General features: G+C 71.6%; 24 protein-coding genes and 1 tRNA gene. 14 read left to right on the top strand and 11 right to left on the bottom strand.

Annotated elements, in window-relative coordinates; all coding sequences use genetic code 11:
* Window positions 1–82: 82 nt before the first annotated feature.
* Entirely contained in the window at window positions 83–1,342 is a 1,260-nt protein-coding gene (locus tag PV963_RS19200; protein WP_274816965.1) for a low temperature requirement protein A, read from the bottom strand.
* Between the two features lie 56 nt (window positions 1,343–1,398).
* On the opposite strand from PV963_RS19200, the gene PV963_RS19195 reads away from it, so the two are divergent.
* Window positions 1,399–1,581 (top strand): hypothetical protein, encoded by a 183-nt coding sequence (locus PV963_RS19195; RefSeq protein ID WP_274816964.1) that lies wholly within the window; start codon window positions 1,399–1,401, stop codon window positions 1,579–1,581.
* An 85-nt stretch (window positions 1,582–1,666) separates the two neighbouring features.
* Here the strand turns inward: PV963_RS19195 and mscL are convergent, their stop codons facing one another.
* The 6 genes from mscL to PV963_RS19165 form a co-directional block, all read right to left on the bottom strand.
* Entirely contained in the window at window positions 1,667–2,125 is a 459-nt protein-coding gene (mscL, locus tag PV963_RS19190; protein WP_274816963.1) for a large conductance mechanosensitive channel protein MscL, read from the bottom strand.
* A gap of 120 nt (window positions 2,126–2,245) precedes the next feature.
* Complete coding sequence (locus PV963_RS19185; RefSeq protein ID WP_274816962.1) at window positions 2,246–2,854, bottom strand: hypothetical protein; 609 nt, start codon at window positions 2,852–2,854, stop codon at window positions 2,246–2,248.
* 146 nt (window positions 2,855–3,000) lie between these two features.
* Complete coding sequence (locus tag PV963_RS19180; protein WP_274816961.1) at window positions 3,001–3,879, bottom strand: S-methyl-5'-thioadenosine phosphorylase; 879 nt, start codon at window positions 3,877–3,879, stop codon at window positions 3,001–3,003.
* Between the two features lie 77 nt (window positions 3,880–3,956).
* Complete coding sequence (locus PV963_RS19175; protein ID WP_274816960.1) at window positions 3,957–4,268, bottom strand: FmdB family zinc ribbon protein; 312 nt, start codon at window positions 4,266–4,268, stop codon at window positions 3,957–3,959.
* 67 nt (window positions 4,269–4,335) lie between these two features.
* Window positions 4,336–5,664, bottom strand: coding sequence for an MFS transporter (locus PV963_RS19170; RefSeq protein WP_274816959.1), 1,329 nt, complete (start codon window positions 5,662–5,664; stop codon window positions 4,336–4,338).
* Window positions 5,665–5,940: 276 nt separating this feature from the next.
* Window positions 5,941–7,470, bottom strand: a complete 1,530-nt coding sequence (locus PV963_RS19165; RefSeq protein ID WP_274816958.1) for a potassium/proton antiporter — start codon at window positions 7,468–7,470, stop codon at window positions 5,941–5,943.
* A gap of 238 nt (window positions 7,471–7,708) precedes the next feature.
* Between PV963_RS19165 and PV963_RS19160 the strand changes: the two genes are divergently transcribed.
* Window positions 7,709–10,531: a penicillin acylase family protein gene (locus PV963_RS19160; protein ID WP_274816957.1), complete on the top strand. Its 2,823-nt coding sequence runs from the start codon at window positions 7,709–7,711 to the stop codon at window positions 10,529–10,531.
* Between the two features lie 58 nt (window positions 10,532–10,589).
* Here the strand turns inward: PV963_RS19160 and PV963_RS19155 are convergent, their stop codons facing one another.
* Window positions 10,590–11,213, bottom strand: a complete 624-nt coding sequence (locus PV963_RS19155; RefSeq protein ID WP_274816956.1) for a 5-formyltetrahydrofolate cyclo-ligase — start codon at window positions 11,211–11,213, stop codon at window positions 10,590–10,592.
* 93 nt (window positions 11,214–11,306) lie between these two features.
* Between PV963_RS19155 and galU the strand changes: the two genes are divergently transcribed.
* The 7 genes from galU to PV963_RS19120 all read left to right on the top strand — a co-directional run bounded on the left by galU (window position 11,307) and on the right by PV963_RS19120 (window position 16,788).
* A complete protein-coding gene (gene galU / locus PV963_RS19150) occupies window positions 11,307–12,209 on the top strand; it encodes a UTP--glucose-1-phosphate uridylyltransferase GalU (RefSeq protein ID WP_274816955.1) in 903 nt (300 codons plus the stop codon).
* A gap of 4 nt (window positions 12,210–12,213) precedes the next feature.
* Window positions 12,214–13,551, top strand: coding sequence for a molybdotransferase-like divisome protein Glp (gene glp, locus PV963_RS19145; RefSeq protein ID WP_274816954.1), 1,338 nt, complete (start codon window positions 12,214–12,216; stop codon window positions 13,549–13,551).
* Window positions 13,552–13,613: 62 nt separating this feature from the next.
* Window positions 13,614–14,108 (top strand): cyclic pyranopterin monophosphate synthase MoaC, encoded by a 495-nt coding sequence (gene moaC / locus PV963_RS19140; protein ID WP_274816953.1) that lies wholly within the window; start codon window positions 13,614–13,616, stop codon window positions 14,106–14,108.
* Window positions 14,105–14,605 carry a MogA/MoaB family molybdenum cofactor biosynthesis protein gene (locus tag PV963_RS19135; RefSeq protein WP_274816952.1) on the top strand — a complete coding sequence of 167 codons (501 nt, stop codon included), beginning with the start codon at window positions 14,105–14,107 and terminating at the stop codon, window positions 14,603–14,605. Before moaC ends, PV963_RS19135 begins: the two co-directional genes overlap by 4 nt.
* 23 nt (window positions 14,606–14,628) lie before the next feature.
* Window positions 14,629–15,249 (top strand): GNAT family N-acetyltransferase, encoded by a 621-nt coding sequence (locus tag PV963_RS19130; RefSeq protein WP_274822059.1) that lies wholly within the window; start codon window positions 14,629–14,631, stop codon window positions 15,247–15,249.
* Window positions 15,250–15,421: 172 nt separating this feature from the next.
* Window positions 15,422–16,621: a divisome protein SepX/GlpR gene (gene sepX, locus PV963_RS19125; protein WP_274816951.1), complete on the top strand. Its 1,200-nt coding sequence runs from the start codon at window positions 15,422–15,424 to the stop codon at window positions 16,619–16,621.
* 93 nt (window positions 16,622–16,714) lie between these two features.
* Window positions 16,715–16,788, top strand: a tRNA-Ala gene (locus tag PV963_RS19120).
* 59 nt (window positions 16,789–16,847) lie between these two features.
* Here the strand turns inward: PV963_RS19120 and PV963_RS19115 are convergent.
* Window positions 16,848–17,324 (bottom strand): GNAT family N-acetyltransferase, encoded by a 477-nt coding sequence (locus PV963_RS19115; protein WP_274816950.1) that lies wholly within the window; start codon window positions 17,322–17,324, stop codon window positions 16,848–16,850.
* 60 nt (window positions 17,325–17,384) lie between these two features.
* Between PV963_RS19115 and PV963_RS19110 the strand changes: the two genes are divergently transcribed.
* Window positions 17,385–18,188 (top strand): exodeoxyribonuclease III, encoded by an 804-nt coding sequence (locus tag PV963_RS19110; RefSeq protein WP_274816949.1) that lies wholly within the window; start codon window positions 17,385–17,387, stop codon window positions 18,186–18,188.
* Between the two features lie 13 nt (window positions 18,189–18,201).
* On the opposite strand, the gene PV963_RS19105 is transcribed toward PV963_RS19110, so the two are convergent.
* The gene (locus tag PV963_RS19105) at window positions 18,202–18,849 is read right to left on the bottom strand and encodes a MerR family transcriptional regulator (protein WP_274816948.1); all 648 of its coding nucleotides are present in this window, start codon (window positions 18,847–18,849) and stop codon (window positions 18,202–18,204) included.
* 130 nt (window positions 18,850–18,979) lie between these two features.
* Here PV963_RS19105 and PV963_RS19100 point away from each other — a divergent pair, with 130 nt between their 5' ends.
* The 4 genes from PV963_RS19100 (at window position 18,980) to PV963_RS19085 (ending at window position 22,596) form a co-directional block, all read left to right on the top strand.
* Window positions 18,980–20,503, top strand: a complete 1,524-nt coding sequence (locus PV963_RS19100) for a flavin-containing monooxygenase (RefSeq protein ID WP_274816947.1) — start codon at window positions 18,980–18,982, stop codon at window positions 20,501–20,503.
* Window positions 20,500–21,423: an alpha/beta fold hydrolase gene (locus PV963_RS19095; protein WP_274816946.1), complete on the top strand. Its 924-nt coding sequence runs from the start codon at window positions 20,500–20,502 to the stop codon at window positions 21,421–21,423. Before PV963_RS19100 ends, PV963_RS19095 begins: the two co-directional genes overlap by 4 nt.
* A complete protein-coding gene (locus PV963_RS19090) occupies window positions 21,420–22,304 on the top strand; it encodes an SDR family oxidoreductase (RefSeq protein ID WP_274816945.1) in 885 nt (294 codons plus the stop codon). Before PV963_RS19095 ends, PV963_RS19090 begins: the two co-directional genes overlap by 4 nt.
* A 76-nt stretch (window positions 22,305–22,380) precedes the next feature.
* Complete coding sequence (locus PV963_RS19085; protein WP_274816944.1) at window positions 22,381–22,596, top strand: hypothetical protein; 216 nt, start codon at window positions 22,381–22,383, stop codon at window positions 22,594–22,596.
* A 66-nt stretch (window positions 22,597–22,662) separates the two neighbouring features.
* Here the strand turns inward: PV963_RS19085 and PV963_RS19080 are convergent, their stop codons facing one another.
* Window positions 22,663–25,908: a S41 family peptidase gene (locus PV963_RS19080; protein WP_274816943.1), complete on the bottom strand. Its 3,246-nt coding sequence runs from the start codon at window positions 25,906–25,908 to the stop codon at window positions 22,663–22,665.
* Window positions 25,909–25,997 lie beyond the last annotated feature (89 nt).

Raw genomic sequence — 25,997 nt, 5'->3', positions numbered from 1 at the left:
TACCCCTCCCCGCGGGCGTATCCGGCCGGTCGGCGCCGTCAGCCCGCCCGGCCCGAAGGGCAGCGGGACCTCGCCGGCACCGTCACCCGGCCGGCGCTGTCGGCCCCGCGACCCGGGCGGCCCGGGTCGCCCTGCGCATGGCCAGGGTCTCTCCCGCCACCACCGACAGCGCGCAGACCGCGCCCGCCGCGAGCACCGCCCAGTCGCCGAGGAACGTGCAGCAGATCACCAGCAGCGCCGTCGTCGGCAGCACCAGCTGCTGGGCGATGCCCGACTTGAAGTGGCGCGAGTGCAGGGCCCACAAGGCCAGCAGGTACAGGGCCGTCGGCAGGGTCACGGCGGCCGACGCCGCCAGCGTGGACACGTGCGCCTTGCCGACCGTCTGTTCCACCGCCACCTCCAGCCCGGCCCCGATCGCGGCGGCCGAGGCGAAGACCAGATAGTGGCCGTAGCCCCACAGGAACGCCTGCCGGTTGGACCGCAGATGGTCGTGGATGGGCACGACGAAGTAGACCCACCACGCGGCGAAGATGACCAGCAGCCCACCCGCCGCGATGGGGAGGAGCTCGCCCAGGGCGTCGTTCTCGTCGACGCCGGACTTCACGGCGATGGTGGCCGCGGCGATCGTCTCGCCGAGCACGATGATGGTGAACAGCCCGTACCGCTCCGCGATATGGCGCGGATGCCAGGACGTGGGGTGGTCCTTCTCCGCCCACGGCGGCACGCACATCTCCAGCACCGCCATCAACAGGAACCACCAGGGCCGGGCGCCCTCGGGCAGGAACAGCAGTCCCAGCCAGCCGACCTGGCACAGCAGCACCCCACCGGCGTAGCGCAGGGCCGTCGTCCGCTCCGGGCCCTCGCTGGAGCGGGCCGCCCGCAGCCACTGCGCCGCCAGGGCGAGCCGCATGATCAGGTAGCCCAGCCAGACCACGAAGAACTCGTGCTCCTCGAACGCCCGCGAGACCCCCGCCGCGAGGACCAGCACACCGGCGATCTGCACCAGCGTGACGACCCGGTAGAGCACGTCGTCGTTGTCGTACGCCGAGGCGAACCACGTGAAGTTCATCCACGCCCACCACAGGGCGAAGAACACCATCGCGTAGTCGAGGATCCCCTCGCCCGCATGCCCCTCGGCGACGGAGTGCACCAGCTGGATGCCCGCCTGGGCCACCGCCACGACGAAGCACAGGTCGAAGAAGAGCTCCAGCGGCGAGGCCGCCCGGTGCGCCTCGTCGCGTCCGCGGGTCCTGAGCCTGCGCAGCGGCCCCCGGCCGCCGGGCGCGCCGGAGGGGACCGGCGTGCCGGAGGGGACGGGCGGGGGAGTGGGGCTGGACGTCATGATTCCCAGCACAACAGAAGGCGCGGGGAATTTCTCCGCGACCGTACCCTGGACGCATGAGCACCGCCCCCGATCCCGAGCCGCGCGCGCCGAAGCCCGCGCTGGTCTTCGACGACCCGCTCGACCAGCAGTCCTCCGACGACACCGACCGCGGCTGGGGCGACCGCTCCGACGCGGGCGGCGGTGGCGCGGCCGACCTCAAGCGCTTCCTCGACGAGAAGCCGCCCCACCACCTCTGAGCCGGCCGGGCGGCCGCCCGTAGCGCTTCTGCCGGTCGTGCCCGGAGCCGCGCTGCTCCTGCCGGTCGTGCCCGGAGCCGCGCCGCTACTGCCGGTCGTGCCCGGAGCCGCGCTGTGCGATCAGCGCGTCCCGGATCTCCTTGAGCACCTCCAGCTCGGTCACCTCGATGACCTCCTGCGCGCCCTCCTTCGCCTTGCGGCGGGCCTCCAGCCGGGCCAGGTACTTCGCCATGGGCAGGACCATCAGGAAGTAGACGACCGCCGCGGTGATCACGAAGCTCAGCGCGGCGCCGAGGACGGAACCCCACAGGATCCGGATGCCCTGCTCGCCCTCGCACGTCGAGCTCAGACACGAGCTGTAGTGGTCGAGGTTCTTGGTCCCGATGGCTCCGACGACGGGGTTGATGATCCCCTTCACCACGGCGTTGACGATGTTGGTGAAGGCAGCGCCGATCACCACCGCCACCGCCAGATCGACGACGTTCCCGCGCATCAGGAAGGCCTTGAAGCCCTCCCAGACGCTCGGTTCCTTCTTCTCGCTCACCTCGGGGTCTCTCCTCGCACGAGCAGCTTGCGGAACAAAACGCTCCGCAACCTACGTCAACGTTGCTCCGAACGGAGCACCTGGGTCCCTCGAACGACCGACTTGACGAGACCAGGGACGTCACCAGAGCGTCACCGCCAACCGCGCGGTGGCGCTCGCACCGGCGAGCCGGGCCGCCGTGGCACGCGGCACCGACAGCACGACCAGCGCACCGCTGTCGCCCGCGCCCTCCAGCGGTTCCGGCACCTTCGTCACCCTGGCCCCGCGCGCGACCACCCGGGCGTCACCGCCCGACACCGCCTCCTCGGCGGCGATGACGTCGACCCGGTCGCCGGGCCGCAGCAGCCGTACGGTGGCCGCGTCGGCGATCCGGACCGGGGCCGTCACCGCCCGCACGGCACGACGCGTCCGCACGGGCTGCTCCCCGGACACCGGGGCCGCGTGCGCGGGAGGCTGCGTCCGGGGATGCCCACGGGCACCGTCGGAGCCCCGCGGTCCGGCCGCGATCAACGCGGTCGCGGTGACCGCGAGCCCCACGGCCAGGGCCCGCCGCCGGTTACGCAGGAGCCGGCCGGTCCGGCCGCCGCGTACCCGTACGGGATCGAACCGCGGCACCTCACGCGCCGCCGGCACCTCAGGGCCGGGCGGGAGCGAGGTGGATGAAGAAGGCAGGGTGAGGGTGGACGAAGAAGGCAGGGTGAGGAAAGAGGAAGACGGAGCGAGGGACATGGGGAACCACCACCTGGGACGAGCGACCGGCTTGCGCTCCCCACGATGAGGCTTCCCACCACCGCCCGCTCAGGCCTGTGGACCTGCCACCGCCCTGTGGACAACTCCCTCACCCGAACGGCAAGTTCCGTTCCCGCTACGCCGCTCTACGGCAACGCGAACCCCGGATCCATCCCACCCAAGGCGTTCACGCACAGACAGCCCCGCTCGTCCTCCCCCGGCAACCCCGCCACCGCGTCGAACAGCACGCCCCGCAGCCGGTCCACGTTCGCCGCGAACACCCGCAGTACCTCGTCGTGCGAGACGCCCTCCCCGGTCTCGGCGCCGGCGTCGAGGTCGGTGACCAGGGTCAGGGACGTGTAGCAGAGCTCCAGCTCGCGGGCGAGCGCCGCCTCGGGGTGGCCGGTCATGCCCACCACCGACCAGCCCTGCGCCTGGTGCCACAACGATTCGGCACGGGTGGAGAAGCGCGGCCCCTCGACGACGACCAGCGTGCCCCCGTCCACCGGCTCCCAGTCCCGGCCGCGCGCCGCCTTCAGCGCGACGGCCCGCCCGGCGGGGCAGTAGGGGTCGGCCAGCGACACGTGCACCACGTTCGGCACCGTCCCGTCGGGCAGCGGCAGCCCGTCGAAGTACGTGTTCGCGCGGGACTTGGTCCGGTCGACGAGCTGGTCCGGCACCAGCAGCGTGCCCGGCCCGTACTCGGGACGCAGGCCGCCGACGGCACACGGGGCGAGCACCTGGCGCACGCCGACCGACCGCAGCGCCCACAGGTTGGCCCGGTAGTTGATCCGGTGCGGCGGCAGGTGGTGGCCCCGTCCGTGCCGGGGCAGGAAGGCGACGCGCCGGCCGGCGACCTCGCCGAGGAAGAGGGTGTCGCTGGGCGGCCCGTACGGGGTGTCGACCTGGACCTCGGTCACGTCGTCGAGGAAGGAGTAGAACCCCGAGCCGCCGATGACGCCGATCCCGGCGCCCTCCGTGTTCGCCTCGCCGCCCGCGTTCGCCGCGTTCGCCTTGTTCGCCATGCCCGCACCCTAACCGCACGCGGAAATGCCGAAGACCCCGTCGCCGAAAGGCGACAGGGTCCCGTAAGAAACAGGCCTTACGCGGCGGTGCTGCTGCTGGTGGAGCTGCCGGTGCTCGACGACGTGCTCGAACCGGAGCCGGAGCCGGAGCCGGAGTCGGAGGACGACGAGGAACTCGACGACTTCGACGCCGGGGAGCTGCTCGACGAGGAGCCGCGGCTGTCGTTCCGGTAGAAGCCGGAGCCCTTGAAGACAATGCCGACCGCCGAGAACACCTTCTTCAGGCGGCCCTTGCAGCTGGGGCACTCGGTGAGGGCGTCGTCGGTGAACTTCTGCACCGCCTCGAGGCCCTCGCCGCACTCGGTGCACTGGTACTGGTAGGTGGGCACTGTCTTCCTCCTGGCACTCTCACTCGATGAGTGCTAACGACGATCCATCTTGACGTATTCCGGCCGTTCAGTCCACTGCCACCGGCACGCGGTGACCCACGCCACGTGCGACGGTGCGGCCCTGGGCCCGTCCGGCCAGCCGGGAACGCAGGGCCAGGAGGGTCGCCAGGGCGAGCACGGTGCCGCCCATCGGCACCAGGAAACCGGCACCGTCCCACAAGCGGTCCTCCAGTTGCCCGGCGACCGTGACGGCGGCCGCCTGGCCGAGCGCCACGGCGCCGGTCAGCCAGGTGAAGGCCTCGGTGCGGGCGCCGGCCGGGACCAGACTCTCGACCAGGGTGTAGCCGGTGATCAGGGCGGGCGCGATGCACATGCCGACCAGCAGGCCGAGTCCGGCGAGGACCGGCACCGAGTGGGCGGCCCACAGGCCCGACGCGGTGAGCGCGAGCGCCGTGTAGCCGACGACGAGGCGCCGCTGCGGTGCCACCTTCCAGGCGATCGCGCCGCAGACGACGCCGGAGAGCATGTTGCCCGCGGCGAAGACCCCGTAGAGGACGCCGTTGAGGCCCGGTTCGCCGATCGACTCGGTGAACGCGGCCAGCGAGACCTGCATGCCGCCGAAGACGGACCCGATGCCCAGGAACGTCACGATCAGCACGCGCACCCCGGGGATCCGCAGCGCGGAAGCGTGCTCCACGCGCGCGTGGCCGCGGCCTGAGACCGAGGGCTGGGTGCTCTTCTGTGCGGCGAACAGCAGACCGCCGATCAGGGTCAGCGAGGCCTCCGTGACCAGCCCGGCGGCCGGGTCGACGGCCGTGCACAGGGCGGTGGCCAGCAGCGGGCCGACGACGAAGGTCAGTTCGTCCGTGACGGACTCGAAGGCCGCCGCCGTGGTCATCAGCGGCGAGTCCTTGAGTTTCACGCCCCAGCGGGCCCGCACCATGGGCCCGACCTGCGGCACCGAGGCACCGGTCGGGACGGCCGCCACGAACAGCGCCCACAAGGGGGCGTCCATGAGCGCCAGCGCCGTCAGCGTCAGCCCGGACAGCGCGTGCAGCAGCACCCCGGGGATCAGTACGGCACGCTGCCCGTAGCGGTCGGCGAGGCGGCCGCTGTAGGGCGCGAACAGCGCCATGGAGACACCGGTGACGGCAGCGGCGGCGCCCGCCGCTCCGTAGGAGCCGGTGGTGTGCTGCACCAGCAGCACGATGGAGATGGTCAGCATCGCGAACGGCTGGCGCGCCGCGAAGCCGGGGAGCAGGAACGTCCAGGCGCCGCGGGTGCGCAGCAGCCGGCCGTATCCCGGGCGGGCGGAAGCCGTCGACTTCTTCGAGTCCGTCGAGTTCTTCGAGGTCATCGAGTTCTTCGACTTCTTCGAGGTGACCGTGGACACCACGGCCCGTGCCTTTCTGCCGCCTGGTAGCGCGGGCCCGTCAGCGGGCGGCGCCGAGAGCTGTCCTCTTGCGCGGAACTGCGGTAGATGCCGGGGCCCGGTGAGGAGGGGCCACCCGACCGCCATACGGTCGCGCCAGCTCTGCGTCAGGCAGAGTTGGTTCGATCTTGGGTAACGCCTTCATCGTACAGGCACCTGCGCGGACCTGCCTGTGAAAAAGAGCACGGCGGTCGCGCCCACCTGCGAAATCAGGGCGACGCGAACGACGTAAAACCGCCCTTAACGACTCGCCCCGTCCGTTCCCAGCCATCCGGCCAGCTTGCCGCCGCGGCCCACCGCGCGCAGCCGGCGCTCCGTAGCGTCCCGCACGGGATCCGTGGCCACGACGAGGAGCTCGTCCCCGCGCTGCAGCACCGTCGTAGGCAGCGGGACGAACGATTCCGACTCGCGTACGACGAGCGTCACGGCGGCGCCGGGCGGCAGCCGCAGCTCGTTGACTTCCACGCCGTGCATCTTCGATCCCTCGGGGATCGCCACGGACAGCAGATGCCCACGCAGCCGCTCCAGCGGGGCCGACTCGATGCCGAGGTCGGCGGCCTCCGAACCGTCGCCCAGGCGCAGCATGCGGGCCAGCCACGGCAGCGTCGGGCCCTGGACCAGGGTGTAGACGACGACCAGGATGAAGACGATGTTGAAGATCCGGCGGCTCGCCTCCACGCCCTCCACCATGGGGATGGTCGCCAGGATGATGGGCACCGCCCCGCGCAGCCCCGCCCAGGACATGAGGGCCTGTTCCTGCCACGGGACCCGGAAGGGCTGCAGGGAGACCACCACGCTCAGCGGACGCGCCACCATGGTCAGCACCAGCCCGATGACGAGCGCGGGCACGATGTCGTCGCCCAGCTCGTGCGGGGTGACCAGCAGGCCGAGCAGGACGAACATGCCGATCTGGGCCATCCAGCCGAGCCCGTCGGCGAAGCCGCGCGTGGCCGGCCAGTGCGGCAGCCGCGCGTTGCCCATCACCATCGCGGCGAGATACACCGCGAGGAAGCCGCTGCCGTGGGCCAGCGCGCCCGCCGCGTACGCCACCACGGCGATGGCCATGACGGCGATCGGGTAGAGGCCGGAGGCCGGCAGCGCCACGTGCCTCAGCCCCCAGGAGCCGAGCCAGCCCACCGCGAGCCCGATGGCCGCGCCGATGGCCAGCTCCAGCAGGATCACGCCCAGCAGCACGTACCAGTGTTCGGCCGGGCCCGCCGTGGACAGCGAGACCACGAGGATGACCACCGGGGCGTCGTTGAAGCCGGACTCCGCCTCCAGCGTGCCCGTCACGCGCGCGGGGAGGGGGATCTTCCGCAGCACGGAGAACACGGCCGCCGCGTCGGTCGAGGAGACGACCGCCCCGATGATCAGCGCCTGCCGCCACTCCAGCCCGATCAGGTAGTGCGCCGCCGACGCCGTGACCCCGACGCTCACCGCGACACCGGCCAGCGCCAGCGCCGTGGCGGCCGGCAGGGCCGGCTTGATCTCTTTCCACTTCGTGCCAAGGCCACCCTCGGCCAGGATCACGACCAGGGCCGCGTATCCGATGACCTGGGTCAGCTCGGCGTTGTCGAAGTGGATGTCGCCGATGCCGTCCTGGCCCATGGCGACGCCTATCCCCAGATAGACGAGCAGGCTGGGGAGCCCGCTGCGCGAGGAGATCCGTACCGCTGCGACGGCGACGAGCAGGACGAGCGAGCAGACGAGCAGGAGCTGGTTGAGGTGGTGAACAGTCAGCGGCCGAATCCTTCCCTGGCTCACACGCACGCGCGCGTGGGCTCACGTACATCGCACATGAAGCTGTGGCGCATCGCGCCAACTACTTCGTTACCTTACCTAACTCTTGACGATTTCTTGACGCTTCCGGGGGCGAGATCGAACGTTCGTCCGTGCTGGTTCCCGACTCCGCGTCAAGAGGCGCGAGACCCTGCGCCTATCGTTGCTCCAGCGCTCAGTTAAAAGCACAGCCGAACCTGCCGCTCGACTTAGGACAGCAAGGACAGCGATGCCCACCGACACCACCGCCTCCACGGGTCAGCAGCCCGGCAAGTCCGGCAGGAGAAAGGGGCGCAAAGCACGTCTGATCGTGCTCGTCCTGGTGCTGGCACTGATCGGAGGCGTCGCCTTCGGGGCGTACTGGTCCATCAGCACCGTCCGGGCCTCCTTCCCGCAGACCAAGGGCACCCTCACGCTCAAGGGCCTCTCGGGACCCGTCGAGGTCAAACGCGACAACCACGGCATCCCGCAGATCTACGCCTCCTCCGACGCGGACCTGTTCATGGCGCAGGGCTACGTCCAGGCGCAGGACCGGTTCTACGAGATGGACGTACGCCGTCACATGGCCGCCGGCCGGCTGTCGGAGATGTTCGGCAAGAGCCAGGTCGACAACGACGAGTTCCTGCGCACGCTCGGCTGGGAGCGGGTCGCCAAGCAGGAGTACGACACCAAGCTGTCGGCCGGCACGAAGAAGTACCTCCAGGCCTACGCCGAGGGGGTCAACGCCTACCTCCAGGGCAAGGACGGCAAGGACATCTCCCTGGAGTACGCGGCGCTCGGGTTCACCAACGACTACAAGCCGCAGAAGTGGACCCCGGTCGACTCGGTCTCCTGGCTGAAGGCGATGGCCTGGGACCTGCGCAGCAACATGCAGGACGAGATCGACCGCGCCCTGCTGACCAGCCGCCTCGGCCCGAAGCAGATCGCCGAGCTGTACCCGCAGTACCCGTACAGCCGGAACAAGGCGATCGTCCAGGAGGGCCAGTACGACGAGCTGACGGGGGCGTTCGAACAGGGCGGCACGAGCGGCACCAGCGGCACGGGCACAGGCGGCACGAGCGGAACCGGCGGTGCCTCCACCGGCACGGCGGGCACCGCGGGCACGGCCTCCGGCACCTCCGGCACGGCTTCCGGCACCGCCTCCGGTACCTCGGGCCTGGACAGCCAGCTCACCGGCCTCAGCGATGTCCTGAGCGACCTCCCGCCGGCCGTCGGCGTGAACGGCGACGGCATCGGCTCCAACTCCTGGGTCGTCCGCGGGAAGCACACCATCACCGGCAAGCCGCTGCTGGCCAACGACCCGCACCTGTCGCCCTCGCTGCCGTCCGTCTGGTACCAGATGGGCCTGCACTGCCGCAGCGTCTCCAGCGCGTGCCAGTACGACGTCAGCGGCTACACCTTCGCCGGCATGCCCGGCGTGATAATCGGCCACAACCAGGACATCGCCTGGGGCATGACCAACTCCGGCGTCGACGTCACGGACCTCTACCTGGAGAAGATCACCGGCGACGGCTACCTCTACGACGGCAAGGTCAAGCCCTTCGAGACGCGCGAGGAGACCATCAAGGTCGCCGGCGGCTCGCCCCGGAAGATCGTCGTCCGCGAGACCAACAACGGGCCCTTGCTGTCCGACCGGGCCAAGGAGCTCGTGAAGGTCGGCAAGAAGGCCACCGTCGACGCCGCCGCACCCGACAGAGGCGACGGCTACGGCGTCGCGCTGCGCTGGACCGCGCTTCAGCCGGGCACCACCATGGACGCCGTCTTCGCCATGGACAGGGCGAAGAACTGGACCGACTTCCGCAAGGCCGCCGCGCTGTTCGACGTGCCCTCGCAGAACCTGGTCTACGCGGACACCGAGGACAACATCGGCTACACCCTGCCGGGCAGGATCCCCAAGCGCTCCCAGGACGACGACGGCTCCGTCCCGGCGCCCGGCTGGGACCCCAAGTACCGCTGGACCGGCTACATCGAGCAGGACGCGCTGCCGTACGAGTACAACCCGAAGCGGGGCTACATCGTCACCGCCAACCAGGCCGTGATCGACCCGGACAAGTACCCGTACACGCTCACCGAGGACTGGGGCTACGGCACGCGCAGCCAGCGGATCACCGACCTGATCCAGTCGAAGATCAAGGACGGCGGCAAGATCTCCACCGACGACATGCGCCAGATGCAACTGGACAACAGCAGCGAGATCGCCCGGCTGCTGGTGCCCACGCTGCTGAAGATCGACACCGGCAGCAAGGACGTGCGCGAGGCGCAGAAGCTGCTGGAGGGCTGGGACTACACCCAGGACACCGACTCGGCGGCCGCCGCCTACTTCAACGCCGTCTGGCGCAACATCCTCAAGCTCGCCTTCGGCAACAAGCTCCCCAAGGAGCTGCGGGTCAAGGGCCAGTGCCTGTGGGTGGAGCCGGTCAACACCACCGGGCCCGCCGACGAGGCGGAGAAGGTGCGCGAGTGCGGCGAGCGCGACCCCGACCAGGCGCAGCCCGACGGCGGCGACCGCTGGTTCGAGGTGGTCCGCAAGCTGATGGACCAGCCGGACAGCGACTGGTGGAAGGCGCCCAAGGCGGGCACCCGCCCCGCCGCAGTCAACCGCGACCAGCTGTTCAAGCGCGCGATGATCGACGCCCGCTGGGAGCTGACCGCCAAGCTCGGCAAGGACATCGACACCTGGACCTGGGGCCGGCTGCACCGCCTGTTCCTGAAGAACGAGACCCTCGGCACCGAGGGCCCCGGTTTCCTCCAGTACGCCCTCAACCGCGGCCCCTGGGAGCTCAGCGGCGGCGAGGCCACGGTCAACGCGACCGGCTGGAACGCGGCCGGCGGCTACGGCGTGGTGTGGGTGCCGTCCATGCGGATGGTCGTGAACCTCGGCGACCTCGACAAGTCCCGCTGGATCAACCTCAGCGGCGCCTCCGGGCACGCCTACAGCGCCCACTACGTCGACCAGACGGACAAGTGGGCCGACGGCGAACTGCTCCCGTGGTCCTTCTCGGACCAGGCGGTCAAGGACGGCACGACCGACAAGCTGGTGCTCAAGCCGTGAGCCGCTGACGCCGGAAACCGAAACGGCCCTCCACGCGCGCGTGGAGGGCCGTTTCGCATCAGGTCTCCGGCCCGAACCGCCGCACCCCCGACGGCGTCACCACCGCGTGCACCGGCCGGTCGTGCGGCTCCTCCGGGACGTGCCCGACCACCTCCGAGTCGTACAACAGCACCACCAGCGCGGGACGCACCCCCGCCCGCTCCAGCCGCGCCAGCACACGGTCGTACGAGCCGCCGCCGCGCCCCAGCCGCATCCCGCGCGTGTCGACCGCCAGCCCCGGCAGCAGCACGGCGTCGGCGGTGGTCACGGCGTCCGGCCCGAGGCGCTCGCCCGCGGGCTCGAAGAGGGCCATTCTGCCGCCGTGTTGGACGCGCGCGAGCGAGCGCTCGCCCTCGTAGAGGCCCCAGTCGAGGTCGTTGTCGGGCAGCAGGGCCGGGAGCAGGACGCGTACGCCCCGGGCGCGCAGCGCGTCCAGGAGCGCGAGCGTCCCCGGTTCGCTCCCCACGGAGACGTACGCCGCCACCGTGCCGGCCCGCGCCAACTCGGGCAGCTCCAGCGCCCGCCCGGCCAGCGCGGCCGAGGTTTCCCGCAGGTCATCCGCCGTCAACCTGTTCCTCACCGCGAGGATCTCGCGCCGCAAACTCCGCTTGTCAGGCTCGCCCGGACGTCCGATGTGACTCAAAGGTTGCTCCCATACCGTTGCAATACGCTCATATGAGCGCCTATGAACCGGAGCCGCGGATTCCGCGCAAAGGCACCGGATATGGTGGCGGGCATGACTCAGTCGCACCCTCGGATCAGCAAGGCTGTCATTCCAGCAGCAGGCCTCGGCACCCGGTTCCTGCCGGCCACCAAAGCCACTCCCAAGGAGATGCTGCCGGTCGTCGACAAGCCGGCGATCCAGTACGTGGTCGAGGAGGCCGTCGCGGCGGGTCTCGACGACGTCCTCATGGTGACGGGCCGCAACAAGCGCCCCCTCGAGGACCACTTCGACCGCAACTACGAGCTGGAGTCGGCGCTGCAGAAGAAGGGCGACGCCGGCCGCCTCGCCAAGGTGCAGGAGTCAAGCGACCTCGCGACCATGCACTACGTCCGCCAGGGCGACCCCAAGGGCCTCGGCCACGCCGTCCTGTGCGCCGCCCCGCACGTGGGTGACGAGCCCTTCGCCGTCCTCCTCGGCGACGACCTGATCGACCCCCGCGACCCCCTGCTCCAGCGCATGGTCGAGGTCCAGGAGCAGCGCGGCGGCAGCGTCATCGCGCTCATGGAGGTCGCCCCGGAGCAGATCCACCTCTACGGCTGCGCGGCCGTCGAAACCACCGAGGACAGCGACGTCGTCCAGGTCAGCGGCCTCGTCGAGAAGCCCGACCCGGCCGACGCCCCGTCGAACTACGCGATCATCGGCCGCTACGTCCTCGACCCGCACATCTTCGACATACTGCGCCGGACCGAGCCGGGCCGCGGCGGTGAGATCCAGCTCACGGACGCCCTCCAGCAGCTCGCCGAAGACGAGAAGATCGGCGGCCCGGTGCACGGCGTCGTCTTCAAGGGCCGCCGTTATGACACCGGCGACCGCGGCGACTACCTGCGTGCCATTGTCCGACTCGCGTGCGAACGTGAAGACCTGGGCCCGGACTTCCGGACCTGGCTTCGCAGTTACGTAGCCGAGGAGATGTAACACGTTGAGCAGCGCCGCGCCCCGCGTCACCGGCCAGGACCACTTCGGCCCCGACCACCTGTGGTCGGTGGAGGAGCACCTGGAGGACATCCTCGCCACCGTCCGCCCCCTGGAACCCATCGAGCTGCATCTGCTCGACGCCCAGGGCTGCGTCCTCGTCGAGGACATCACGGTGCCGGTGTCCCTGCCGCCCTTCGACAACAGCTCGATGGACGGCTACGCCGTACGGGTCGCGGACGTGGCGGGCGCGAGCGAGGAGTTCCCGGCGGCCCTGGAGGTCGTCGGGGACGTCGCCGCGGGCCAGGCCGACCTGCTCCATGTGGGCCCCGGCCAGGCCGCCCGCATCATGACCGGCGCCCCGCTGCCGCCCGGCGCCGAGACGGTCGTGCCCGTCGAGTGGACCGACGGCGGGCTCGGCGAGGGTCCGGTGCGCGGCATGCGCGCCCGCAGCCTCGGCCCCGAGGGCGCCACCGGGCACGTGCAGGTGTACCGACCGGCCGAGGCCCGCGCGCACGTGCGCGCGAAGGGCAGTGACGTGAAGGCCGGCGACCGCGCCCTGGAGGCCGGTACGATCCTCGGCCCGCCCCAGATCGGCCTGCTCGCCGCGATCGGCCGCGGCACGGTGCGCGTGCACCCGCGCCCGCGCGTGGTGGTGCTCTCCACCGGCAGCGAACTCGTCCAGCCCGACGCGGAACTGGGCACCGGTCAGATCTACGACTCCAACAGCTTCGCCCTCACCGCCGCCGCGCGCGACGCCGGCGCCATCGCCTATCGCGTGGGCGCCGTCGCCGACGACGCCGAGACCCTGCGCTCCACCATCGAGGACCAGCTGGTCCGCGCCGACCTGATGGTCACCACCGGTGGCGTGAGCGTCGGGGCGTACGACGTCGTCAAGGAGGCCCTGTCCCACGTCGCCGACGAGGACGAGGCGGGCAGCGGCATCGAGTTCCGCAAGCTCGCCATGCAGCCCGGAAAGCCCCAGGGCTTCGGCTCCATCGGCCCCGACCACACCCCGCTGCTGGCCCTGCCCGGCAACCCGGTGTCGTCGTACGTCTCCTTCGAACTGTTCGTCCGCCCCGCGATCCGCGCCCTCATGGGCCTTGAGGACGTCCACCGGCCGACGACCCGGGCGAGGCTGACCGCGGACAAGGCGCTGACCTCCCCGAAGGGCCGCCGCCAGTTCCTGCGCGGCAGGTACGACGACGGCCGGGTGAGCCCGGTCGGCGGCGCCGGATCCCACCTGATCGCGGCCCTCGCCCACGCCGACGCGCTGATCGTCGTCCCCGAGGACACCGAGTCCGTCGAGCCCGGCGCCGAGGTCGAGGTGATCCTGCTCGGCTGAGAGGCGCTGGTTGGGGGTACCGTGTCGCGCACAGCAGGCCCGGACCGGGAGCGTCACACAGCATGAGCACGCAGGACCCCCCTACGCAGGACCGTCTGACGCACATCGACGAGGCGGGTGCCGCCCGCATGGTCGACGTGTCCGACAAGGACGTGACCGCGCGCACCGCCCGCGCCAGCGGACGCGTCCTCGTCTCGCCCCGCGTGATCGAGCTGCTGCGCGGCGAGGGCGTCCCCAAGGGCGACGCCCTCGCGACCGCGCGGATCGCCGGGATCATGGGCGCCAAACGCACTCCGGATCTGATCCCGCTCTGTCACCCCTTGTCGGTGTCCGGTGTGAAACTGGACCTGTCGGTCGCGGACGACGCGGTGGAGATCCTGGCCACCGTGAAGACGACCGACCGGACGGGCGTCGAGATGGAGGCCCTCACCGCGGTCTCCGTCGCCGCGCTCACCGTGATCGACATGGTCAAGGCGGTCGACAAGGGAGCGGTCATCACGGACGTGCGGGTGGAGGAGAAGACGGGCGGCAAGTCGGGCGACTGGAGCCGGGCATGACCTACCGCGCTCTCGTCGTCACCGCCTCCAACCGGGCTGCCGCCGGGATCTACGAGGACAAGGGCGGCCCGCTGATCGCCCACGCCCTGAAGGGCTTCGGCTTCCAGGTCGACGGCCCGCAGATCGTCCCCGACGGCGACCCGGTGGAGGCGGCCCTGCGCGCCGGTGTCGAGACCGGCTACGACGTCATCGTCACCACCGGCGGTACGGGCATCTCGCCCACCGACCGCACCCCCGAGGCGACCCGCCGGGTCATCGACCACGAGGTCCCCGGCATCGCCGAGGCGATCCGGGCGTTCGGCCGTCAGAAGGTGCCGACCGCGGCGCTCTCCCGGGGCCTGGCCGGAGTGACGGGCGGGACGCTGATCGTCAACCTGCCCGGCTCCAGCGGCGGCGTGAAGGACGGACTGGCGGTGCTGGAGCCGCTGCTGGTCCACGCCGTCGAGCAGCTCCGCGGCGGTGACCACCCCAGACCCGGCAGTGGGGGTGCGAGCTGAACAGCCCATCCTGGCCCGTCGAGCTGGTGGACGGCGACATCGTCCTCAGGCCGATAAAGCTGCGCGACCAGCGGGCGTGGCGCGAGGTCAACCGGCGCAACCGCGACTGGCTGCGCCCCTGGGAGGCGACCATTCCGCCGCCTGCCCCCGGCGGGCCGCTCGCGCACCGGCCGACCTTCCGCCAGATGGTCCGCCACCTCAGGTCGGAGGCGAACGCGGGCCGGATGCTGCCCTTCGTCATCGAGTACCAGGGGCGGCTGGTGGGGCAGTTGACCGTGGCCGGAATCACCTGGGGCTCGATGTGCTCGGGGCATGTCGGCTACTGGGTGGACGAGGCGGTGGCCGGCCGCGGGGTGATGCCGACGGCGGTGGCGCTCGTCGTGGACCACTGTTTCCGCACGGTCGGGCTGCACCGCATCGAGATCTGCATTCGCCCCGAGAACGGGCCGAGCCGCCGGGTCGTGGAGAAACTCGGATTCCGTGAGGAGGGGCTCCGGCCGCGTTATCTCCACATCGACGGGGCCTGGCGCGACCACCTCGTCTTCGCGCTCACGGCGGAAGAGGTGCCGGACGGGTTGCTCAGGCGCTGGCACCGGGCACGATCGGAGAGTAATCCGGGAATGCGGCACCACCCCGGAAATTGAATACTTGTTCGAAATTGATCGGCCGGTGACCGTCTTGGGGCAATGAATTCCCGGCCTCGGCGGTCTGCTGATCGCATCGGTCACAAAAAAAGTTCGAAATATCAGCCAGATCGTGCGACACACCGGCTCAATTGGCAGATGGCCTCACGCAAACCCCTCTACCGTGTGAGGCGTGAGCAGCAGCGGCCTCATCTACGCAGTCATTGTCGGGGCCTGGGCCGCCTACTTGGTGCCGATGTGGCTCCGTAGGCAGGACGAGCTGAACGAGGCCCGTCCGACGGAACGCTTCAGCACCGCCATCCGGCTTCTGTCCGGAAAGGCGGCCATGGAGCGCCGGTACGCCAGGGACCTGCGGGCGCGCTCCACCGAGGAGGAGGAGCAGGACGCCGACGACCTGGACGCCGTCACCGACTCGGTGGACGTCCGGGCCTTCGCCGTGTCCAAGACGCGTCCGCAGACCCAGGCACCCCTCCCCTCGCCCGCCCCCGAGCAGTCGGCTCGCCCGGCGCCCGGGCCGAACGCGGAGGGCGACGCCCGCGGTCGGGGGCGTGTGCCCGCCGCCCGGCGCGGCCCGTCACCGCAGGCGAGCCAGGCGAGCCAGGCGGCCGCAGCGCGGGCCCGGCGCTCGAAGGTGCTCGCGCGCCGTCGGCGCACCACCACCATGCTGTTCCTCGCCTTCACCCTCGGCGCGATCGTCGCCGCGGTCGGGGGGCTCGCCTTCCTGTGGGCGCCCGGTGTGCCCGCCGTCATGCTCAGCGTGTACATCGCGTACCTGCGTTCCCAGGAGCGCCGCCGCTTCGCCTACCAGATGGACCGCCGCCGGGCCGAGGCCGCGGCCCAGCGGCTGCGGGAGCGCCAGCGGCAGCCCCGCCGGCGCGCCTCCACCGACGAAGCGGCCGACGACCCGGAGGAAGGACCCGAACCGGCGACCGACCCCGGCCTGTCGGCCCTCGCGGCGGACCGGCGCGCACTCGTCGAGCAGACCGACCACGCCGAGTGGGTCGACCAGCAGCGCGAGCGGCAGCGGCGGCCGGGGCAGGGCGACAGCTGGGAGCCGGTGCCGGTGCCCCTGCCGACCTATGTGACCGCACCCGTCGCGCCCCGGGCCACCAACGACGTGGACCTCGCAGCCCCCGACACCTGGAGCTCCGCGCGGTCGAGCACCGTCACCCCGGACCACGAGGACGGGGCGGCCCCCGCCGACAGCGCGGACCCCGACGGGGCGGAGCCCCGCACGCAGGACAGGGCGGACGGCGACGGGCGCAGTGACGCCCGTCGCGCGGCCTCCGCACGGCGGGCACGGGAGCGCGGCCGCACGCCCCTGTTCGACCAGTACGAGGACGGGGACCGGCCCCGGGCCGCCAACGAGTAGCCCGCGAAGCCGCAGGTGACCGCCCCTCGACCGCCCGCCGGGAACGGATTTCCAAGCAGCCCGATCGGGGTGCTAAAGTTTCACTCGTTGCAAGGGCCTGTGGCGCAGTCCGGTAGCGCACCTCGTTCGCATCGAGGGGGCCAGGGGTTCAAATCCCCTCAGGTCCACGCAGCTTCGAGCCCCTGTCGGCGAAAGTCGGCAGGGGCTCTGCTCTGTTCCCAGGCTTTCAGAGGCTCTTCGCGAAGCAGCGGCTCGACTCGTGGTGTCGGTAGTAGCCGAACTTGGCACACGGCTCGTAGCCGCTGGACGTGTACAGAGCTATGGCCTCCGGCTGCTTGAGGCCCGTCTCCAGGACCATGCGGACGCGGCCGGCTTCGCGGGCGTCCTCCTCCAGGGCGGCCAGGATGCGGCGGGCCAGGCCCCGGCCGCGCATCTGCTCGATCACGTACATGCGCTTGAGCTCGGCGTCGCCGTCCAGGTTGCCCTCGTCGTTCGCGTCCTGAGCGCGCCAGCCGCCCGAGGCGACGGGGGTGCCGAGCTCGTCGTACGCGATGAGGTAGATGCCGTTCGGCGGGTCGAAGTCCGTGGCGGCCATGGGCGTGGCATCGCCGTCGTCCCCGTAGCGGACGGCGTACTCGGCCTGGACCTGGTCGTTCAGCTTCACGGCGTCGGGGTGGTCGAAGGAGACCCGGCGTATATGCATGCCGGCTACCGTATTCGATCCGGAACTGGACCTCGTCCAGTGTGCCGGTATCGTGCCGGGGTGCTCACTGTGACCTCTGTGAATGTGAATGGGCTGCGTGCCGCCGCGAAGAAGGGCTTCGTGGAGTGGCTCGCGCAGACCGACGCCGACGTGCTGTGTCTCCAGGAGGTGCGGGCCGAGCCGGAGCAGTTGCCCGGGCACGTCCGTGACCCCGAGGGGTGGCATGTCGTGCACGCGCCGGCCGCCGCCAAGGGGCGGGCCGGGGTGTCCCTGTACAGCCGGCGTGAGCCCGACCGGGTCCGGATCGGGTTCGGGTCCGCCGAGTTCGACGGCAGCGGGCGGTACGTGGAGGCCGATCTGCCGGGGGTCACCGTCGCCTCGCTGTATCTGCCCTCGGGTGAGGTCGGGACCGAGCGGCAGGACGAGAAGGAGCGCTTCATGGGCGAGTTCCTCGCCCATCTGAAGGGGCTCCGGGAGCGGGCCGCCGCCGAGGGGCGTGAGGTCCTCGTCTGCGGCGACTGGAACATCGCCCACCAGCGGGCCGACCTGAAGAACTGGCGCGGCAACACCAAGAACTCCGGGTTCCTGCCCGAGGAGCGGGAGTGGCTGTCCCAGGTCTTCGATCCCGCGGACGGCGGGTACGTCGACGTCGTACGTGCGCTGCACCCGGACACCGAGGGGCCGTACTCGTGGTGGTCGTACCGCGGGCGGGCCTTCGACAACGACACCGGCTGGCGGATCGACTATCACGTGGCCACCCCGGGGCTCGCCGGGCGGGCGGTCAAGGGGTTCGTGGAGCGGGCCGCCACTCATGCGGAGCGGTGGTCCGATCACGCGCCGGTGACCGTCGTGTACGACCGCTAGGGACCGTCGGGCATCAGCGTTCGCCCTCACGCATCCGGCGGTCCAGGGCCAGGGACAGTTCCGCCTCCACGACGCTCCGGGCCAGCGGGCGCAGGCGGGGCAGGTCGTCCTCGGAGGCGTGGCGCAGGACCAGGCCGGTGAAGAGTTCGGCCAGGGCGTCGGCGTGGGTGCGGACCTGCTTGGCCGCGCCGAGGACCTCCGCGAGGGGGATGCCCTCGCGGACCAGGGCCGAGGAGACGTCCAGCAGGCGGCGGCTGATGTGGACGATCTCGTCGCCGTCGGTGCCGAGGTAGCCGAGCTCCATCGCGGCGGCGAGGTTCTCGGGGGTGGCCTCGCCCGCGAAGTGGTCGGCGAGTTCCTCGGGGGTGAGGTGGACCGGCTCCTCCTCGGTGGGGGCGCCGACGCCGAGCAGGTCGCCGACGTCCCGGCCGTGGTCGAAGGCCTCCGCCAGCTCCGCGATGCCGCTGAGGGTGTGACCGCGTTCCAGCAGGGCCGTGATCGTGCGCAGCCGGTTCAGGTGGTGGTCGTCGTACCAGGCGATACGGCCTTCCCGGCGGGGTGGCGGGATCAGCTTGCGTTCGCGGTAGAAGCGCAGGGTGCGCACCGTGATCCCGGCCAGGCGGGCCAGCTCTTCCATGCGGTATTCACGCTTCTCGGCCACCTGGGCACCTTAAGGCGTACCGAGGGTGACTTTCCGCGACCGCCCCCTACCCATCAGTACGTCACTGCCCTACTCTCCCATTGCGCCAGTGTTCACTGGCATGGTTCTCGTGGTGTGTGGAGGTGTCGGCATGGGCGAACGCGAACACGAACGCGAGCACGTGCGGGTCGCGGTGATCGGGTCCGGGTTCGGCGGGCTGGGGGCCGCCGTGCGGCTGCGCCGCGAGGGCGTCACCGACTTCGTCGTCCTGGAGCGGGCGAGCGGTGTCGGCGGGACCTGGCGGGACAACAGCTACCCGGGCTGCGCGTGTGACGTGCCGTCGCATCTGTACTCGTTCTCCTTCGCGCCCAACCCCGACTGGCCGCGCACCTTCTCGGGGCAGGAGCACATCCGCGCCTACCTGGAGCACGTGACGGACGCGTTCCGGCTGCGGCCGCACATCCGCTTCGACTCGGAGGTGAAGCGGATGGCGTGGAACGCCGAGCGGCTGTGCTGGGACATCGAGACCAGCAGCGGGAGTCTGTCGGCGGACATCGTCGTCTCCGCCACCGGGCCGCTGTCCGACCCGAAGGTGCCGGACATCCCCGGGCTCGACTCCTTCCCGGGCAAGGTCTTCCACTCCGCCCGCTGGGACCACGACTACGACCTGCGCGGCAAGCGCGTCGCGATGGTGGGGACGGGGGCCTCGGCCATCCAGATCGTGCCGGCCATCCAGCCCGAGGTGTCGCGGCTCACGCTCTTCCAGCGCACCCCGCCGTGGGTGATGCCCCGCGTCGACCGGGCCATCAGCGACGCCGAGCGGTGGCTCCACCGGCAGCTGCCCTTCACCTCGCAACTGCGGCGCGGACTGCTGTGGGGCATCCGGGAGTTGCAGGTGCAGGCGTTCACCAAGCGCCCGAACGAACTCGGTTTCGTCGAGCAGCTGGCCCGGCGCAACATGGCCCGTGCCGTCAAGGACCCGGCCCTGCGGGCGAAGCTCACCCCGGACTACCGCATCGGCTGCAAGCGGATCCTGCTGTCCAGCGAGTACTACCCGGCGCTCGCGCGGCCCAACGTCGACGTGGTCGCGAGCGGGCTGAGCGAGGTCCGCGGATCGACCCTCGTCGCCGCCGACGGCAGCGAGGCCGAGGTGGACGCGATCGTCTTCGGCACCGGGTTCCACGTCACCGACATGCCCATCGCCGAGCGGGTCGTGGGCGCCGACGGACGGACCCTCGCCGAGACCTGGAAGGGCGGCATGGAGGCCCTGCGCGGTGCCTCCGCGCCCGGCTTCCCGAACTGGATGACGATCATCGGGCCCAACACCGGCCTCGGGAACTCCTCGATGATCCTCATGATCGAGTCCCAGCTGAACTACCTGGCCGACTTCGTCCGCCAAGTCGACGTCCTCGGCGGCCGGGTCGCCCTCGACGCCCGGCCGAGCGCCGTACACGCCTGGAACCACCGGGTGCAGGAGCGCATGAAGCGGACCGTGTGGAACACCGGCGGCTGCACCAGCTGGTACCTCGACGCGAGCGGCCGCAACACCACCATCTGGCCCGGCACGACAGCCGAGTTCCGGCGGGCGACGCGGCGGGTGGACCTCGCGGAGTACGACGTCCTGCGGATCCCCGCGACGAAGACGGCTGAGCAGAAGGCCGGGGTGGACGCGTGAGCCGTCTCTTCCACGTCGACTCCGGCCCTTACGCCCCGCCCGCCCCCGCGCGCGAACTGACCGCCGTCTCCGCCGACGGGGCCCGGCTGCACGTCGAGATACACGGGCCCGACGCAGCCCCCGCCGTCGTCCTCGCCCACGGCTGGGCCTGCTCCACCGCCTTCTGGGCGGCGCAGATACGCGACCTGGCCGCCGACCACCGGGTCATCGCCTACGACCAGCGCGGCCACGGACGCAGCCCCGCGCACCCCGCGTGCAGCACCGACGCCCTCGCCGACGACCTGGAAGCCGTACTCGAAGCCACCCTCGCGCCCGGCGAACAGGCCGTGATCGCCGGGCACTCCATGGGCGGCATGACCGTGATGGCGGCCTCCGGGAGAACCGCCTTCCGCGAGCACACCGCCGCCGTCCTGCTGTGCAGCACGGGCAGTTCCCAACTGGTCGCGGCCTCCACCGTCGTACCCATGCGGCCCGGGCGGCTGCGGACCTGGCTGACCCGGCGGATCCTGGGCTCCCGTGCCCCGCTCGGCCCGGTCACGCCCCTGGCCCGCCGGATCCTCAAGTACGGGACGATGGGCCCGGGTTCGGCCCCGCACATGGTCGAGGCCTGCGCCCGCGTCGTGCACGCCTGCCCCCGCAGGGTCCGCTACGCCTGGTCGCACGTGCTGGACGTGCTCGACCTCGACCAGGGCGTGCGGGAGCTGGACGTGCCCACGGCGGTGGTCGTCGGTACGGCGGACCGGCTGACGCCGCCGGTGCAGGCCCGGGCCCTGGCCGCCGCGCTGCCGCACGGCACCGGGCTCACCGAACTGCCCGGCATCGGCCACATGACGCCGGTCGAGGCGCCCGAGTTGGTCACCGGGAAGATACGTGAACTCGTCCACGCACACATCCAGGTCGTATCCGGGGAGAGCGCATGAGCAGGGTGAGCCTCGAGGGGAAGGTCGCCGTGGTGACCGGGGCGGCGCGCGGCGTCGGGGAGTTGCTGGCCCGCAAGCTTTCCGCGCGCGGTGTGAAGGTGGCGCTGGTCGGGCTCGAACCGGACGCGCTCAAGGAGGTCTCCGGGCGGCTGCACAGTGACAGCGACCACTGGCACGCCGACGTCACCGATCACGAGGCGATGGCCCGGGTCGCGCGGGAGGTGAAGGAGCGCTTCGGCAGGGTCGACATCGTCGTCGCCAACGCCGGTGTCGCCACGGGCGGTCCGTTCGCCGACTCCGACCCGGAGTCCTGGCGGCGGGTGATCGAGGTCAACCTGGTCGGCTCCGCGGTGACCGCCCGCGCCTTCCTGCCGCTGCTGCTGGAGAGCCGGGGGTATCTGCTCCAGATCGCGTCCCTCGCGGCGATCACCCCGGCGCCGATGATGACCGCCTACTGCGCGTCCAAGTCCGGTGTGGAGGCGTACGCGCACAGCCTGCGCGCCGAGGTCGGGTACCGGGGCGTGAAGGTCGGCGTCGGGTACCTGTCGTGGACCGACACCGACATGGTGCGCGGGGCCGACCAGGACGACGTCATGCGGGAGTTGAGGCAGCGGCTGCCCTGGCCGTCCAACAAGACCTATCCGCTGGGCCCGGCGGTGGACCGGCTCGTGGCCGGGATCGAGCGGCGCGCCGGCCACGTCTACGGGCAGTGGTGGCTGCGCGGCATGCAGGGCGTGCGCGGATATCTGCCCGGGGTCATCGGGACGGTGGGCCAGCGTGAGATGCGGCGGTTCGCGGACCGGCTGACGGGCATGCGCACGGGCCTCGTCGGGGCGGGCGGAGCGGCCGATGAGCAGCAGCGAACTACGCTCCGTAAGTGATCGACATGCACAGCGTCACGGCTCGTGTGAATCTGGTCGAGCCAGATCCCCTCACCCCCAACGGGAGTGAACCCACATGGGTATGAAGGACCAGTTCCAGGAGAAGTCCGAGCAGTGGCAGAACCAGGCCCGGCAGAAGGCGGACCAGGCTCGCGAGCAGGTGCAGGGCCGCGGCCGCCGGCGTGACGAGGACATGGACCCCTCGCAGCCGCAGCGCGACCGCGACCGTGACCGCGACCGCGAGCGTGAGCGCGAGCAGGAGGACCGCTTCGACCAGGACTACGACGCCTGACGTTGCGTGCCGAAGGGAAGGGGCGCCCCGCGCGGGGGCGCCCCTTCCTCACGTCCCGAGCGTCGGCTACGTCCTCGGCGGCAGCTTCGGACGGGAGCGGTCCGGTACGTCGCTGTAGGTCGGCGGCGTCGCCGGCGGATTGGTCTCCAGCAGCCCGAGCGCCAGCTCCACCGCGTCGCTCAGCTGGGCGTGACGGCCCTCCGCCCAGTCCAGCGGGGTGCGCAGGACGTCGATGTCGGGGGCGACGCCCTTGTTCTCCACCGACCAGCCGTAGGCGTCGAACCAGGCCGCGTTCATCGGCACCGTGATCACCGTGCCGTCCCCCAGCTCGTGGCGGCCGGTCATGCCGACCACGCCGCCCCAGGTGCGCTGCCCCACCACCGGGCCCAGCTTGAGCAGCTTGAACGCGGCGGTGATCATGTCGCCGTCGGAGGAGGTCGCCTCGTCCGCCAGGGCCACCACCGGGCCCCGCGGCGCGTTCGAGGTGTACGACACGGGCTGGGCGTCGCGGGTCAGGTCCCAGCCCAGGATCGTGCGGCTCAGCGTCTCGATGACCAGCTCGCTGATGTGGCCGCCGGCGTTGCCGCGCACGTCCACGATCAGCGCGGGCCGGGACACCTCCATGCGCAGGTCGCGGTTGAACTGCGCCCAGCCCGAACCGCCCATGTCCGGGATGTGCAGATAGCCGCACCGCCCGCCGCTCAACTCCCGTACCACCGCCCGGCGTTTGGCCACCCAGTCCTGGTAGCGCAGCGGCCGCTCGTCGATGAGCGGGACGACGGCGACCCGCCGGGGCGGGCCCGCGCCCTGAGCCGGCGAGAAGGTCAGCTCCACCGTCGTACCGCCCGCGCCCGCCAGCAGCGGATACGGGCCCGCGTCCGGATCCACCGGGCGGCCGTCGACGTGGGTCAGGATCGCCCCCTCGCGAATGCCCGTGCCGGCCAGCGGGGAGCGGGCCTTGGAGTCGGAGGAGTCGCCGGGCAGGATCCGCTTGACCATCCATCCGCCGTCCCTGCGGACGAAGTTGGCGCCCAGCAGGCCCTGCCGGCGCTGGTAGTGCGGCGGGCCCTCGTTGCGCCGGGCGGCGGCGACGTACGCGTGGGACGTGCCCAGCTCGCCCAGCACCTCGCGCAGCAGGTCGGCGAACTCGTCCGGGGAGGCGACCCGTTCGACCAGAGGACGGTACTGGTCCAGTACCCCGCCCCAGTCGATGCCGCACATGCCCGGCTCCCAGAAGTACGCCCGGATCAGCCGCCCGGCCTCCTCGTACGCCTGCCGCCACTGAGCCGCCGGGTCGACCACGTGCAGGATGCGGCGCGCGTCGATCCACACCGTCGTGTCGGCGTCGCCGGGTTCGGTCGCGGGCACCGCGCGCAGCTCGCCCTCGTCGACGATCACCAGCCGTGTGCCGTCGCCGCTGACCGCGAAGAAGTCCAGGTGCACGGCGAGTTCGGACTTCTTGGCCTTGGTGATGCCGAAGTGCTCCAGGGTCGGCCGGCCGCTGGTGTCGTCCGGGTTCGCGAACGTCTCGCCCAGCGCACCCGAGATCGGCCAGCGCAGCCACACCAGCCCGCCGCCCGCCACCGGGTACAGCGCCGAGTACTTGGAGGCGGCCACCGGGAAGGGCGTGACCCGGCTCTCCAGCCCCTCGACCTCGACCGTCACGGCGCCGCTCTCCCCGTTCTCGTCGTCCTCCACCGGGTCCAGGCCCCCGGCGGCCGGGCGGCCCTCCGGGCTCAGCGCGAACGGGGAGGGCGTCGCGGAGGACAGCGGGACGAGATACGGGCGGCAGCCCAGCGGGAAGGACAGGTCGCCGGTGTGCACGTCGTAGACCGGGTCGAAACCGCGCCAGGAGAGGAAGGCGAGGTAGCGGCCGTCGCGCGTGAAGACCGGGTTCTCGTCCTCGAAACGGCCGTTGGTGACATCGACGACGAACCCGTCCCCTTCTGCCGTTCCGGCGAGCCGGGCCATCTTGATCTGCCGCAGTGTCCGCCCGATGCCCGGGTGGGACCAGGTCAGCCACGCCCCGTCCGGGGAGAACGCGAGGTCGCGCACGGGCCCGTTGATCGACCGGATCAGTTCGCTGACCTCACCCTCCGACTCCTCGGTGACGTCGACGAGCAGCAGTCGCCCGTCGTGCGAGGCGACCGCCAGCCGTTCGCCCTCCGGGTCCGACACCAGCTCGCGCACCCGGCCCAGCTCGCCCGAGGCCAGCCGCCTCGGCCCGCGGTCGCCGGTCGCCCGGGGCAGGGAGGCGATCTCGATCGCGTCCTCGCCCTCCGCGTCCGTCACATACGCCACCCGCCCGCTCGCGCCGAGCATCTCCGGGATCCGCACCCGGACGCCCGGGGTGTCGGTGAGGGTGCGGGCCGGCCCGTCCCGGTGGGTGAGCCAGTACAGGCTGCCGCGTACGACGACCGCGCTGGCCCGCCCGGTCTCGTCGACCGAGATCCCGTCGACGTGCTGGGCCGCGGCCACCTGGTAGGGGCGCCGCCCCGCACGCGGCCCGCTCAGCCGTACGTCCAGCCGGCGCGGCTCGGAGTGCGGTGACAGGTCGTCGACGAGCCACAGGTCGCCCGCGCACTGGTACACCACCCGGGCGCCGTCACTGGAGGCGTGCCGGGCGTAGAAGGCGTCGTGGTCGGTGTGCCGGCGCAGGTCGGAGCCGTCGTAGGCGCACGAGTAGAGGTTTCCGACGCCCTCGTGGTCGGAGAGGAAGGCGATCCGGCCGCCGACGAACATGGGGGAGTGCAGATGACCGCCGAGACCGGCCAGCAGCCGTTCGCCGTGCAGCCACAGTCTGCCCGTGGCCCCGCCCCGGTAGCGCTTCCAGGCGGCCGGTTCGTGCGGCGGGGTGCCGGTGAGCAGGAGGGACTTCCGCTCCCCGTCCAGATCGGCGACCTGGATGTCGGCGACCGGCCCCCAGGGCAGCTTGCGGCCCGGGTCACCGTCGAGGGAGACCTTGTAGGCCCAGGTGAAGTACGAGAAGGGCTCGCCGTGCGAGGCCACGGCCAGGATCTCGCCGTCCGGGGTCCAGCCGCAGACCCGGGTGTCGGCGCTGCCCCAGTGGCTCACCTGCCGTCCCGGGCCGCCGTCCACCGGGGCGAGATGAACCTCGGGCACCAGGCTGCGCCAGCTCGTGTACGCGAGGTGGCGGCCGTCGGGTGAGAAGCGGGGGTGGCCCACCTTGGTGCGGTCGACGGTGAGGCGCCAGGCGCGGCCGGGGCCGTCGACCGGGGCGAGCCAGAGGTCGTCCTCGGCCACGAAGCACAGCAGGTCGTCATGGAGATGCGGCAGACGCAGATAGCTCACGTCCCCATGCTTTGCCCGGTGGCGTACCGGAGCAAGTTGTGACAAAGCGCTGGGCGTGCCGCCTCGTGACCCAGGACAGGTACGAAACG

The sequence above is a fragment of the Streptomyces coeruleorubidus genome, from assembly GCF_028885415.1.
GTDB lineage: Bacteria > Actinomycetota > Actinomycetes > Streptomycetales > Streptomycetaceae > Streptomyces > Streptomyces coeruleorubidus_A.
The sequence above is the reverse complement of the archived record's forward strand: the minus strand, read 5'-3'. Positions and strand labels throughout refer to the sequence as shown.

Excerpts from the sequence above, each read along its gene's own strand:
- galU (WP_274816955.1), top strand. The coding sequence starts at position 11,307 with ATGACTCAGTCGCACCCTCGGATCAGCAAGGCTGTCATTCCAGCAGCA.
- PV963_RS19160 (WP_274816957.1), top strand. The coding sequence starts at position 7,709 with ATGCCCACCGACACCACCGCCTCCACGGGTCAGCAGCCCGGCAAGTCC.
- PV963_RS19085 (WP_274816944.1), top strand. The coding sequence starts at position 22,381 with ATGGGTATGAAGGACCAGTTCCAGGAGAAGTCCGAGCAGTGGCAGAAC.
- PV963_RS19090 (WP_274816945.1), top strand. The coding sequence starts at position 21,420 with ATGAGCAGGGTGAGCCTCGAGGGGAAGGTCGCCGTGGTGACCGGGGCG.
- PV963_RS19115 (WP_274816950.1), bottom strand. The coding sequence starts at position 17,324 with ATGCATATACGCCGGGTCTCCTTCGACCACCCCGACGCCGTGAAGCTG.
- PV963_RS19195 (WP_274816964.1), top strand. The coding sequence starts at position 1,399 with ATGAGCACCGCCCCCGATCCCGAGCCGCGCGCGCCGAAGCCCGCGCTG.
- PV963_RS19185 (WP_274816962.1), bottom strand. The coding sequence starts at position 2,854 with ATGTCCCTCGCTCCGTCTTCCTCTTTCCTCACCCTGCCTTCTTCGTCC.
- moaC (WP_274816953.1), top strand. The coding sequence starts at position 13,614 with ATGAGCACGCAGGACCCCCCTACGCAGGACCGTCTGACGCACATCGAC.
- PV963_RS19180 (WP_274816961.1), bottom strand. The coding sequence starts at position 3,879 with ATGGCGAACAAGGCGAACGCGGCGAACGCGGGCGGCGAGGCGAACACG.
- PV963_RS19100 (WP_274816947.1), top strand. The coding sequence starts at position 18,980 with ATGGGCGAACGCGAACACGAACGCGAGCACGTGCGGGTCGCGGTGATC.
- PV963_RS19200 (WP_274816965.1), bottom strand. The coding sequence starts at position 1,342 with ATGACGTCCAGCCCCACTCCCCCGCCCGTCCCCTCCGGCACGCCGGTC.
- PV963_RS19135 (WP_274816952.1), top strand. The coding sequence starts at position 14,105 with ATGACCTACCGCGCTCTCGTCGTCACCGCCTCCAACCGGGCTGCCGCC.